Source organism: Halapricum desulfuricans (assembly GCF_017094465.1).
Lineage (GTDB): Archaea > Halobacteriota > Halobacteria > Halobacteriales > Haloarculaceae > Halapricum.
In genome coordinates this window covers 144,928-157,144 of sequence record NZ_CP064792.1, presented here as the reverse complement: position 1 = coordinate 157,144, position 12,217 = coordinate 144,928, and the positions used below count along the sequence as shown (strand labels likewise).

The following is a 12,217-nucleotide window of genomic DNA, read 5'->3' as shown; positions in this document are numbered from 1 at the left end:
CATCGGCCAGCTCGTCCGGCAGGCCTGGTCCAGGTACCAGTCGATGCGCATCGTGAGGGTTGCTTCTCTAGCGATGGGTTCTTGATTTGGGGAGTCTATCTTCCTCATGGGGTTCTAGCACCGTTTGTGGAAGCCCCAGCTCAGGTGTTCTGACCACCTGGGCGCTTCTACGCTGTGTCACGCTTCTTGGAGATGGGGTCCACAGATGACATTACTGTATACAGGCACTTAATAGTTACTGTAAGTAGTATTGTTACTCTATACAGTTTCTCCGCGTGCAGGTAGTAAGAGATACTATGTAGGACGCCACTTTACTCGCTTGCATGGCTGATGATCAGTACAGAGGTCTACTCACTGATCGAGAACGAGAGATATTGCAAGGGGACGCCGATGTCTCTGATAGTTACAGATATCGAGTGATTAGCCGTATTCGTACTAAAATTGAGAATATTGACAAGGACGTTGAAATTCTCTCAAACTATCGGGAAGACCTCCTTGAAGAGTTGCGAGAGGTCGTTTGTGAAGACTCTCCCCCTGAACCAGTTGATAGTTCAGAGAGTGATGATCGAAACGTGAAGAACTAACTATCTACTTGGCGACAGTGTGCGGATTAGCTGGTTATCTCAGTCTGGCAGTATGGCTATGATTGCTTATCGACACAGAAACCGGCTCGGAACTGGTTTTTGAACCCGTTGTCGAGACAGGGAAGCCGCTAGAATGCTTGCTATCACCAATCTCCGCTGTAAGAACGATAGAAATTTGGTGATTTGAGTCGCCATTGGGTGATCTCAATCAGCCGGTTTCTATTAACCAACAGATCTATGTTATTTGCGGCTGTGTTGGTTAACACGAGGCGACAGCCGATGTCTTACCAGCCATCGACATCACCAGCGAACCTTCCAACAAACATTGTCGATACGCTCAACGGATATAATCAGGAACAACGCCAGCACGTTGCTCGATATCCCGAGGAGTGAGCAGAGCACAAAGCCCGCGAGGAGCGCCTCGAAGAGATTCGGACGAAGATAAAATCGAAGAACGCCCCGATGATCTACCGGGCGACGTCCCGTCGAAGGCTATAATCACGATCAAGAAGACCAATAATAACCGCTACTACTGGCAATGGAGAAAAGTCAAGAAGATCAAGTCAAAGTATAGAGGGCCAGTCGATCCTGACGAGTGAGGAGACAATATCCTCGATTAGCGGGGCCATCACACCCCGTATGCGAGATGAAATGCGCGAAGTGAACACGCGAAAGGCTGGGAGTACTCTCCATCAAAGGATTTAAGTTATACTTCTAATTATAGTGAAAAAGTATAAGTGATGTTAGTATAATGTTGTAAATATGCAGCGAAAAATAAGAGGCGAAATAGACGAATTGTTCGTTGACCAAATCGGAGTTCGATATGATACTTCCTTATTCGTGCAAAATCATGGATTCCTAGATAACAAGCACGCCCAGGAGCGTGGACACATCAAAATTAGAACGGCAATTTGTTCGAATCTAACGCATCCAGAACCGGGGAAGCAGTACCATCCAAAAAATGGGGAGCTACTCGAAGCAGGAGAATACTATGTATTGAAAGAACGGAATCACTCACGCGAAGACGGCTCTGTAGTAGTAGCTATCCCGTCAGAGGTCGTATCTGACGCAGAGTATTACCCAGTACACCCTCGGGGGAGTCACGATGCAGCCATCCAAAATATCCGTGAAGCATATTATAAAATAGCCGATGCTGAGGCCAAATTAGTACGTAGTATGCCGGACCAGTTGATGGCACTTGCGACAGTTAAAGACGACTTATTAACGGTGAGACATAGTATTAATGCTCGAAAAGCATCTGGAGCTGCCGAAGCTCGCTGGCGAACAGGGCTAGAGGAAGAGTATCCAGCCGGGTTATTTCCCCGAATCCATGAGCTCATAGAGGCCGATAACTATTGGAGAAATCGGATAGAAACTAATGAGAAGGGAGATAGCACGGATTCGGAAAATAAGTCCACATCACCGAGCAGGACATAATCTGATCGCCCATCTGTAGAATCGAATATCCGATGTGGTTGGTCGATGATTTCGTGAGCGAGAAGTGCTTATCGTCACGAGCAGACCGGGTGTTGACACAGGAGCTGAGTTCTGCAGATGGGCGGCCGGACAATATGGGGCATCTTGAACAGCTACTGTCCCTGCTCGGTTACAGTATCAAGAACCGGGCGAACGGCAGTCACGGCGGGGTTCCCGCCCAGGGAGACGGACGAACCCGAGGCAGTCTCGACGCTCGCCGAGACACTGGGAATCGGCCGGCGCCTCGATCAGGAGTCGTTCTCTCCACGGGATGCCTACCACGCTATCAACCGTATCGGGGAGCTGCTCGAGAGCTCCGAAGACCCCGCCCAGTTCGCCAGCGCTGTCGAGCTGCTGTACACGCGCATCGCGGAACTGCTCCCCGGGCTTGAACAGGGTGAGCCGCTCCCGTCGGAGTGGCGCCCAGACGAAACCGGGCTTGGGGACGTTGACCTCCTCTGCCGGGTCGGCCAGGGGTACGAGCTCGTCCCCGCGAGCGAGGCGTACTACGTCCGGTCCCGAAGCAGCCGTGACCGGTACGCGAAACTCGGCGTCCCCATCTTGGCGCTGTTCAAGCCAGAGGCAGCGAGCTTCGGCAGCTACTGTGGGGCGAGAGACCTGCGAACGGCTGTCCGCAGGGAGCCGGCGTACGAGGACTGCCCGCCGCTCCCCCTCTCGATGGGTAACGCCGACGTCGATCAGGCGTGGCTCGAGACGTTGCTCGCTGCGCTTCTGCTCCGGCTCCGGACAAACCGGCAGTCGGCTTCCCTAGTCGACCAAGACCGCAGCGCCACCCGGACGTTCTACGAGCAGCTGACTTTCGTCGAGAACCTCGACCTTCGGATCTCGCTGGCCGACGGGAGCTGGGACGAGAACCGGCCGCCGGAGCCACAGGCGTACCACCTCGAGCGGGATGGAGACCGCATCGTCCGGGTACTGGTCGACCGGACGCTGGACCGCGGGGCGCTCGTCGACGCTCTGACCGGTGCATACACGGAACGGCTCGACATTCCCCAGTATTACGAGGCAGTGAACACGCTCGTCGACTACGCACTGGGTGAGCCAGAGCCCGGGACGACGCTCGAAAATCGCTTGCGGACCGTGGGGAGCGATGTCCCCTCCGGACAGGTCGAAGCGACCCGGAAAGAGCTGTTTGCCGAAGAACGGGACGAGCCAGATATGGAGGAGGAACCAGAGCCTGTCGCCCCCGAGCCGTACATGGCCGACGACTCCGAGGAGGACGACCGATCGGAACACGAACCAGCGGAGCGGACTGTGAGCACGGAGACCAGCGGCACCGCCCACTCCGCGCAGGTTCCGGCTATCGACTCGGTGACGAGCATCGGTGACCGACAGATAGCCCGGACGTCAACCCAAATCCAGAAACCTATATATACGAGTGGGTTTTAGGGTATACACAGTGATTTCAAAGGCCGGAATCGCCATGATTGACGCTCTGAGTACCGGCCGAGAAGCGACGCCAGTGGATCTCGCAACTGAAACCGGGTATTCACAGACACACATCTACGAGATGCTTGATGAGTTGCTGGACGTGGGGCTCTTAGTCGAACGCCGTGGGCCCAACAACCAGCGGAAAGTCCGTGTCGCGGACCACCCAGTCATTGAAGCATACCGGACGCTGCAGTCGGAGCTTAGTCACGTTGAATGGGCTGACCTCCTCTCGCCCGCCGCCCTCAAAGTGTGCTGGTTTCTCGACGAACCCCGTCGAGTATCCGAGATTGCAGAGCGACTCGGGATTACTCGACAAGGCGTTCACAAGGCGCTGTCGCCGCTCAAAAATCGGGCGATGCTGTCTCCGTCCGGCCCCGAGTACGCGGTAAGTGAGGACCTTGCACCGCTGCTGGCGTTCGCGCAGGCCGTCGTGACCCACGAGCACCGATCGCGAGCCCGGGAAATCGCGCCGAGTGCGACTATCGAGTGGTGCGACCCGAAACGAACACTCGTCCGCGTGCAGACCACTGAAGATACAGACGCGCTATTAGACGCACCAGATTGGCAGGTGACTGGGCTTGGTCGATTCGAGGAGTACGGGCTGCAATTCTTTCTTGCAGGTGAGCCCGCGTTCTGGTACGCGCCCGACGAGGAACTCACACCGGGCGAAGTGGTGTGTCACACGCTCGCCCTCGATAGCGGCTCCCGCCGGGTTAGCTATGCAATGTTGTTGATTGAGGCGTTGGACATCGACCAGGAGACGCTCACAGACACGGCAACGTGGTACGATCTGGAAACCACGGTCGCTGCGATGTACCAGGCACTGCAGGAAGGGGTCGAAGATTCGGACGAGATCCCTGTCGTCCTTCCAAGTGAATCAGAATTCATGGCGCTCAAAGAGCAGTACGGTGTAGTATGACGGTATTCAAAGGTGGCGAGGCAATCAAAGAGTTCCTCGAGGAGTTCGATAGCTGGCTGTCGGAGTCCGTGACAGTGTATCTCCTCGGTGATCTGCGATGACGGTCCGGGGATTGAAAGACCAAACCGAAGATATCGATCTTGCGGTGGGTGTTGTCTCTGAGTTCGAACACGTCTACCAGACGCTCACGTCACAGGGATTCACAGTTGTGGATGAACCAACGGAGTCGTTCGAGGGCGTCGGAAAAACCGTCGAACTGCATCACGACAAGCGCGGGTTTCGAATCGATATCTTCGAACAGCAAATCGTCGGGAAAGTCTGGATCACCGACCGGATGCGCGACCGGGCCGAAGAGTTCTGGACCGGGAGATTCTTGACTTCCTCCCCGCGCTGAAGCGCGAGGATTCCTCCGTGGGTAATCCAGTCAGACGATTACCCCGGCTGTGAACTTGCGGGTTCGCTGAGGCTGGGTTGGTCGAGCGACCACGACTGTTCCCCACAATCGGCGGGTGTCCAGTTGTGGTCATTCCACTGCCAGTACGCCCCATCCGTGGGTGCGTCCCTGCCGCGTTCAGCAGACAGGGCAGCAGGCCGAGCCATCGGCCCAACTTCAGACTGCAACATATTCCACGCCCCCGCCACGTCACTATGAGCATTCAACCCACAACCCTGACACTGGAACTCGTCGCCATCCCGAACGACGTCGTCGCTCCCACACTCGGGACACTCACTACTTGAATCGTATTCATCAGTCTCCATCACCGTGATACCGACAGCACCGAGTGTGAGTGTGATTCGGGCAACAAGTTGCCGATGTGACCAGAACGCGTGGGTCTTCTCGTTCACGGTAGCCGACCAGTGCGTCTCTAGTACGCCGGTCAAATCACCGACGTACACTGTGCCAACGTTCCGTTCAAGCAGCCACTCAGCGGCGTGTTTGACCGCGGCATCGCGGCTATGATCACGCTGTCGTGACCGCTCGTCGTACACGCGTTGAATCTGGTTGCTGGTGTACTGGTCGTCCGGGAGTTCCGATTGGAGTGTTGCGATTCGCTCGGACTGTTGCTGGAACCGGTCAAATTCCGGGCGAGCGTGGTAGACGGCGGTGTCGCCATCTTCAGTGACGACCGCCAGCGTGTTGTTTGCGCCGACGTCGATAGCTGCTGAGTGGGTCGTGTTCTCGGAATCGAGTGTATGAGTGAATGCAGCCTGCCGCTGTTCACGGAGATCGTCTGACTGAATGCGGACAGGGTGCTGGACACGAAGCCTCTCAGCGTGCTCATCGTAGATGAGTTCCAATCGACTGTCGTCGCCACGCCAGTGTGGATTACCACGCACTTCGAGCGTTACGCGCTCGTTGTGCTTGAAGTCGTACCGATCTTCGAGGACATCACCGACGCCGAATTCGAGTGTACTCGTTTTCTCATTCCAGTCGAACGTGTAGAGATCGTTCCGAACGAGGCCGTGCAAGTCGTAGCCCTCGTTACGATTGCCCCAATACCCGGGTGGTGACGGTTGCTCCGTCATAGCGTGATTCGATCCATCTCGATATTGAGAAAGTAACTCGAAGTGGCTGCGCCAGGCTTCGCTGTTTTTCCGGGCGATTTGCTGGCAGGTCGCTTTGCCAAGGATTGGGGCGTACTCTTCGTAGAGGTCGGTGTACTCGGCGTCCCACACGTCACTGTTTTCGTCGAAGTATTGTTGACGGCGACGGTAGGTGATTTGGTTCCAAAGTGGGGCGTGTGCGGCCAGCCAGTCGAACAGGCACTCCCGATACCGGTCACTGACCGGCTCGGCAGTGTACGTGTTCGTTCGTTGTGGCTGGTCGCTCACACGTCAAGATACAGTATATATTAATATAAACATATGGATTGCAAGGAGGCTCTGTCTGGTGGTTTATTGAATGTCGCGTCGGATTCATTCCCGCGCTGAAGCGCGAGGCTTTCTCCTCGATTATCCGTAAACTCACTGTCGGGGCTTCCAAACAGGTTCACCGCTCTCGCAGAGTTCGGGACGGAGTTCGAGGTCGAATATACTGTTCTGAGTGCTGCTGACGATGGGATCGACAACGTCGAAGTACTTCGAGATCGAGTCCTCGCGAATGTGCGAGCACTTTCGGACGATCAGGAAGACACCGTCGATGAAGCGATTGACCGACTGGTCGCAAAGCAGATTCTCGAGCGCGATGGAGATACAGTTCGACGCCGCTGAGTAGGTACATCTGTTGTAAGCTAACCCACGGCTAAAGCCGTGGGCTTTCAGCGTGGACTCCCGCTCTGGCCGACTCGTCGGCAGGAGGGTCATACTCTCCATTCGCGTTCAGCGTCCCGCTGTTCAAGCGCACGCCTACGGGTGCGCCTCCACCGGAGCCAGTTTGGTTCCGGCGGAGATACCGCAAACCGATATTCTTCGCCGCATTGTAATCAGCGTGGTTCTCGTAGCCGCATTTCAAGCACTCGAAGGCCTCACTATCGCGGTTATCCGGATGCGTGAACCCACAGTGTGAACACCGCCGCGACGTGTTCTCCGGGTCAACCTGTTCCACGTCGATACCGTACTCGGCGGCCTTGTACTCGACGTACTCGTAGAGGCGGTTAAACGCCCACTTGTGGCCCCACGATGCACCAGTGCGTTCCCGAATGTCGGTCAGGTCTTCAAACGCTATCACCGAACACTCGTTCTCGCGGGCTTCAGCCACCAACTCGTTCGAGATACGGTGGAGTGTCAGTTTGAACCGACCGTCTTCTTTGCGACCGACAGCCTGCATATTCTTGTGTGCCCACCGCGTGCCGTGTTCCTGCAAGTCACCACGCCGGTTCTCGTACTCACGTCGCCAGTGGTCAAATTCGTCACCAGTCCAGAACGTGCCCGTCGAGGTAACGGCCAGATTGTTCACGCCGAGGTCCACCCCGAGAACCGTTCCGTTCTCGGTGGCATCCTGTGCCGACGTGTCAGACTCCACTACCGTCTTTGTGTGGATGTGAAGCATCCAGTTGCCGTTGCTGTAGTGTAGTTCCGCCCCCGTGGTTTCGTATTCGTCCGAGAAAAGGTATTCCGCATGGGGCGTGTCTCGCTTTTCGTCAGGGAGCACGTAGTCGGCTTCGATGCGACCATCAACCGTTGCTAACGACACGTACTCGTCGTGGAAGGTGGCGGTGCGGTGGTCGTAGACGAGGTGGGGGCTGGTGAAGTGGGGCATCGACGCTTTCTTGCCCTGTTTCCACTTTTCCACCACGCTTTTGCAGGCGTCGGCGGCCTTGTTTCGGGCAGCTTGGACGTGGTTGCTGTGTAGACGAGTTTCCGCACGCACGTCGTCGTAGGTGTCGTCGTTGAGCGTGGTCTTGCTTGTGGTGACGTATTCGCCGTCGAACGCGTGGCGCGTTACGTAGTTAGCGGCCCACAAAAACTCGTCTATGGTCTCTTCGAGGAGTGCGGCGTCGTCACTATCCACGTCGAGTTTCACGGGGACAGTCCGCCGCTTCTCCATACATCATATGTGTGCTTGATGGTTCAAAAACATTAGGGAGTCGGCCCTGTCGTCATCGGTGGGTTGTCGCACAGACCGGACGCGCTTCCTCCCACCCGTGAACGGGTGGGTTTCCGCGCTGTATCCGCTATGAGTACGGAATATTCGCACCCTGTCACAGGACTGGCGGATCAGAGTACGGCCTCAGATAATTCCACTGACTACGACCAGGCCAATGAGAACCAGTAGGGTCACAACCACACTCCCGCCAGCCAGCAGTTTGTTCTCCATCGCCTTCTTGTGGAGAGGCATCTCGGCATACTCCTCTCGGAACGCCTCGAGGTTACCCTCGTCGTAGAAGTACTTCGTTTTTAGCGCGAACCGCTCGGTGGCTGCACAGCCTGTACAGACCGGCTCGTCTTCCAGCCGCTCCGTTTTGATGTGGCTGTCGCAGGCGATTGCCCCACAGTTCGGACAATAGGTGTAGGTCTCGCTGACGCCGCTTGTTTCGCAGTGGACGCACCGGTGGATCCCGTCCTCAAGCGTGACACGTGAGGGGCCAGCGGCATAGTACTCGTACGGATACGAATACTCCTGGATTTCCGTCGTCTGCTGAACCTCGGGCAGATACACCGGCTCAATCGATTGCACCGAAATATCCGAGAGATTCGGCTCACACGTTTTGTTGTAGGTGACGTTGTTGTCGCCGGTGTAGGTCACCGTCGTCGTGTGGTAGTCCTGTAATCGATCGACAGCCCACTCCTTGTACTCGGTCTGGGTCTGGCCGTACCGGCGCTCGTTGACCTTGTCGAACACCTCAGCGAACCGCTCGCTATCGAGGTCAACCGTTGCGTGCAAGTTCCCACTAACTAGCGTCGCGACATCGTCATCAGCTACCGTCGGATGGCCCCGTTCGGCGTGGGCAACGAACTGTGTCCGGTCATTGATGCGGTGGATGACGCCAACCGAGGTCTCGAAGACGGCATTAGTGTCAGCGGTGATTGCAACTACTGGGCGAAACGTCACCTGCGAGTGCGACGTTGGGAGGCTAGCAGCCTCGATATTCTCGATGTCGCGAAATGCCTCTAGGACGGGCGCTTCGACGTCCGCCGCTGGGTCGTACGGACGAAGCGTCTCGTCACAGAGGATTTCGATCCGTCCGTTATAGAGATCGAGACCGATCTCGTCGGCGATCTCACGGAGAGCATCACCGTCAAGCAACTCAATAGGATAGGGATCATCGTTCTGTTGGAGTCGTTCCGCGTACTCCTTGGCCGGGTTCGTAAATCGACCAGTGGTGGCGACCATTCCGCGCTTTGGGCCGTCAAAGTCGAATGTCGCGACTGCCGAGTGGAGCTTCTGGACCACAGGTCGCCCGACCGTCCCCGTGTGCTTGCATTCAACGATGACTGCTCGTCGCGTCCCGTCGACGACTTCCTCCATGATGACGTCTCGGCCTTCGTCGGCCGTTCGCTCGGCTTGACGAACGTTCTCGTACCCGAGATTTCGAAACACATCCTCCATCACGTCCTCAAACTCGAACCCCGAGAGATCGTCCAGTACAGTCATCCGAATATATCTGGAACGTATCTTGCTAGAACCAAATACATTGCCGACGAGCGGTATCGAAGTGCTAGCAGTAAGCGAGATAATAAGGATGAGAAGTAGCGGGTGGTTTAACCAACACTTGGAGGTTAGCACCACCCAACGTTGGTTAAGATGAGCAGAATCTGTTTTTCAGGCTCCTGAGTGGGTACGGGGCAGCCAGAGAGCCCCGCACAGAACCCATATACGGCTGAGAGGCTATGAATTGGTAATGGACGATTCGCCTACGGCACAGACGCACTCTCGCATCTACACGGCGCCGCGAACAGATGTCTCGCAGAACCAGGGCAAGTTCCGGATCCACTTCAACTTCCCCGGCCGAGCAGTCCCCAACCACGATGATCACGGCTACGGGCCACTCGCGACGGTCGTCGAGTCGTTCATGGATCCGGGAACGCTGATCCGGATGCACCAGCATCGCAACGAAGAGATCATTTCGTGGGTGCCCGACGGTGTGATGCGCCACGACGACCGACAGGGCAATGAACTCCTGACGGACGCCGAGAATCTGATGGTGATGAGCGCCGGCAGCGGCTTCTGGCACGCCGAAGAGACACTTGCGGACGACCCGCCGCTACGAATGCTCCAGATCTTCGTCCGCCCGCACAGCCTCGATCTCGAGCCGGGTATCCAGCACGAACCGATTCCCGATCCCGCTGTGAACGAGTGGCGACATCTGTTCGGGCCCGAAGGGACCGACGCCCCACTATCCGTCCGCAACGACGTCCATTTCTACGACTGCCACCTCAACGCTGGCGCCACGGTCACGCTTCCGTCCCGTTCGGGCTGGCACACTTATCTGTACGTCTTCGAAGGTGCCATCGAGGTCGGCGAGGAGCCGGTCGGATACACCGAGAGTGCACTCGTAACTGGCGACAGCGACGTAACCGTCGCCGCAGCCGAGGACTCGATCGTTGTCGCGTTTGCTATTAATCCCGACGCTCCGATCACGCGCCAGGGCACGATCGGTCGTTGAGACGCCAGCGAGCGTGACGTCGCCATCTATTTATATATCGTTGCACAAAATCAAATAGTGTCTGAAATGGCAAAACAGGATATAACGGTCTGCATCGATGCGTACCCCGACCCAGATACCGATGTCTTTCGTATCGGCGCCGCGGACGACATCCTCCGGTTGCTCGCCGACGCTCACGACACTGAGTTTACGATCCCCGAACTCGTCGACGCCACGGGTGTCACCCGCTCGACGGTCTGGCGGGCTGTCGACCTCCTCGATAGTATTGGTGCCATCCGAATTCGGGAGACACCACAACGAAACTATATCGCGATCAACCCAGAGCGACTCCAGAAGGACGATCCGATTCTCGCCATTCCGCAGTCGGAGTTCCACGCTCCGATTCGGGCATTCGTTGACCGCGTGCAAGCCACGATCACCGACACTGATGACGTCGACAGCTTACTCGGTATCGTAGTCTTTGGGAGCGTTGCTCGAGGCGAGGCTGACCGCCAGAGCGACATCGATTGTTTCGTCGTTGTCGATGGCAACCGGACGACAGCCCGTCGGCGAATTACCGACGTCGTTGCTGATCTCCAGTCCGACCGGTTCGGCGGTGACCGATTCGCGTTCGATCCGTATATTGAGTCTGCCGAGAGTGCCCGGAGAGCCGGGTCAAAGCTCCGCGAAATATTCGCCGAAGGCATTACGGTGTACGGCAGCGATCACCTCGACTCGCTCCGAAAGGAGGTGATCGCTGATGAGTAGTTCGCAAATCGAGCAGCTCATCGACAACGTGCAAGCCGCGTTCGATCGCCGCCCAACAGATATTGAAGCCGGGCTCGATGTGGAGGACGCAGCTCTCCTCCAGTTGCGAAAGCCTGTCGCTTGCTCGCCGGCGCAGAGGCACTCCAAAATGCCAATTACTACACGCTCGTGATCGAAGCGTCGTTCGTCGCCATCAAACGAACCGTGGAATTTCGGCTCCTCGAACGCGGCACGATGCAGCCGGACGATCTCCCCGGCACGCATCCTGGTGTTTACCGAGAGGCGGCGGCCGGTATTTTTGGAGAAGCGATGGCTGCAGACCTCGCTGATCTCTGGCGCGATCACCGAGCAAAGACGTACTATCAGGACGGACTCGCCTCAGCGGCACGTGCGGAAGCGATGTACGAACTCGCCACCGAGATCCATACATACGTCACTGGCCGGTCTCGACAGGGGCACGAGTGTATCTGCGGGGAGACACCATAGCGAATTCAACTCCGCTAGTCGAAGGAACTGATCAACTCGGATTGTTCAACGCACAAGCCAATAGTTTACTATTCGCACTCTTCAGCCCGTGACGAGTCGCTATCTAATTAACCAACAAATCTATACCAATACGCGCTTTGTTGGTTAATACGGGAGAGAGCACTGATGTCCTACGAGCCACCGATGCCGCCGGCGGAACTCCCAACAGATATCGTCAACACACTCAACGAGTACTCCCCAGATCGGCTCCAGCACATCGCACGCTATGCCGGGGAGCTAGCGGAACACAAAGCTCGCGAGGCACGACTTGAGGCGAAATCGGATGACGACGAAATTGACGAGCGGCCGGATGATCTTCCGGACGACGTCCCGTCGAAGGCAACAATCACGATCAAGGAGATCAACGATAACCGCTACTACTACTGGCAATGGAGGGAAGGCGAAACGGTGACATCTAAATATAAAGGTCCAGTCAATCCGGACGAATAACCCCGGACATTCATCAG

At 56.5% G+C, this 12,217-nt stretch carries 9 protein-coding genes and 3 pseudogenes; 9 read left to right on the top strand and 3 right to left on the bottom strand.

The genetic code is table 11. The annotated features are described in order from the left end of the window. Positions 1-863: 863 nt before the first annotated feature. The 5 genes and pseudogenes from HSEST_RS14370 to HSEST_RS14350 form a co-directional block, all read left to right on the top strand. Positions 864-1,183 (top strand): annotated as a pseudogene (locus tag HSEST_RS14370) (hypothetical protein). Between the two features lie 163 nt (positions 1,184-1,346). Continuing rightward, positions 1,347-2,021, top strand: a complete 675-nt coding sequence (locus tag HSEST_RS14365; protein ID WP_229123058.1) for a hypothetical protein — start codon at positions 1,347-1,349, stop codon at positions 2,019-2,021. Between the two features lie 117 nt (positions 2,022-2,138). Beyond that, entirely contained in the window at positions 2,139-3,470 is a 1,332-nt protein-coding gene (locus tag HSEST_RS14360) for a hypothetical protein (protein ID WP_229123057.1), read from the top strand. Positions 3,471-3,480: 10 nt separating this feature from the next. Continuing rightward, positions 3,481-4,431, top strand: coding sequence for a MarR family transcriptional regulator (locus HSEST_RS14355; RefSeq protein ID WP_229123056.1), 951 nt, complete (start codon positions 3,481-3,483; stop codon positions 4,429-4,431). Further along, positions 4,428-4,813 (top strand): annotated as a pseudogene (locus tag HSEST_RS14350) (hypothetical protein); the annotation flags it as partial. The gene HSEST_RS14355 and the pseudogene HSEST_RS14350, both read left to right, overlap by 4 nt. A 50-nt stretch (positions 4,814-4,863) precedes the next feature. On the opposite strand, the gene HSEST_RS14345 reads toward HSEST_RS14350, so the two are convergent. The 3 genes from HSEST_RS14345 to HSEST_RS14335 all read right to left on the bottom strand — a co-directional run bounded on the left by HSEST_RS14345 (position 4,864) and on the right by HSEST_RS14335 (position 9,466). Further along, positions 4,864-6,264, bottom strand: coding sequence for a transposase (locus HSEST_RS14345; RefSeq protein ID WP_229123055.1), 1,401 nt, complete (start codon positions 6,262-6,264; stop codon positions 4,864-4,866). Positions 6,265-6,673: 409 nt separating this feature from the next. Further along, positions 6,674-7,918, bottom strand: coding sequence for an RNA-guided endonuclease InsQ/TnpB family protein (locus HSEST_RS14340; protein WP_229123054.1), 1,245 nt, complete (start codon positions 7,916-7,918; stop codon positions 6,674-6,676). Positions 7,919-8,101: 183 nt separating this feature from the next. Beyond that, the gene (locus HSEST_RS14335; RefSeq protein WP_229123053.1) at positions 8,102-9,466 is read right to left on the bottom strand and encodes a restriction endonuclease; all 1,365 of its coding nucleotides are present in this window, start codon (positions 9,464-9,466) and stop codon (positions 8,102-8,104) included. A gap of 247 nt (positions 9,467-9,713) precedes the next feature. On the opposite strand from HSEST_RS14335, the gene HSEST_RS14330 reads away from it, so the two are divergent. From HSEST_RS14330 to HSEST_RS14315, 4 genes and pseudogenes are all read left to right on the top strand, one after another. Then, positions 9,714-10,478 (top strand): pirin family protein, encoded by a 765-nt coding sequence (locus HSEST_RS14330; protein WP_229123052.1) that lies wholly within the window; start codon positions 9,714-9,716, stop codon positions 10,476-10,478. 66 nt (positions 10,479-10,544) lie between these two features. Continuing rightward, positions 10,545-11,225 carry a nucleotidyltransferase domain-containing protein gene (locus HSEST_RS14325; RefSeq protein ID WP_229123051.1) on the top strand — a complete coding sequence of 227 codons (681 nt, stop codon included), beginning with the start codon at positions 10,545-10,547 and terminating at the stop codon, positions 11,223-11,225. After that, positions 11,218-11,711 (top strand): annotated as a pseudogene (locus HSEST_RS14320) (hypothetical protein). Before HSEST_RS14325 ends, HSEST_RS14320 begins: the two are co-directional and overlap by 8 nt. Before the next feature lie 165 nt (positions 11,712-11,876). Next, on the top strand, positions 11,877-12,200 hold the full coding sequence (locus tag HSEST_RS14315; RefSeq protein WP_229123050.1) for a hypothetical protein: 324 nt from the start codon (positions 11,877-11,879) through the stop codon (positions 12,198-12,200). The last annotated feature ends 17 nt before the right edge of the window (positions 12,201-12,217 follow it).

What these genes read in the sequence shown, in the direction of transcription:
- HSEST_RS14365 (WP_229123058.1), top strand. Translation starts at nt 1,347, where the DNA reads ATGCAGCGAAAAATAAGAGGCGAAATAGACGAATTGTTCGTTGACCAA.
- HSEST_RS14360 (WP_229123057.1), top strand. Translation starts at nt 2,139, where the DNA reads ATGGGCGGCCGGACAATATGGGGCATCTTGAACAGCTACTGTCCCTGC.
- HSEST_RS14340 (WP_229123054.1), bottom strand. Translation starts at nt 7,918, where the DNA reads ATGGAGAAGCGGCGGACTGTCCCCGTGAAACTCGACGTGGATAGTGAC.
- HSEST_RS14335 (WP_229123053.1), bottom strand. Translation starts at nt 9,466, where the DNA reads ATGACTGTACTGGACGATCTCTCGGGGTTCGAGTTTGAGGACGTGATG.
- HSEST_RS14330 (WP_229123052.1), top strand. Translation starts at nt 9,714, where the DNA reads ATGGACGATTCGCCTACGGCACAGACGCACTCTCGCATCTACACGGCG.
- HSEST_RS14325 (WP_229123051.1), top strand. Translation starts at nt 10,545, where the DNA reads ATGGCAAAACAGGATATAACGGTCTGCATCGATGCGTACCCCGACCCA.
- HSEST_RS14315 (WP_229123050.1), top strand. Translation starts at nt 11,877, where the DNA reads ATGTCCTACGAGCCACCGATGCCGCCGGCGGAACTCCCAACAGATATC.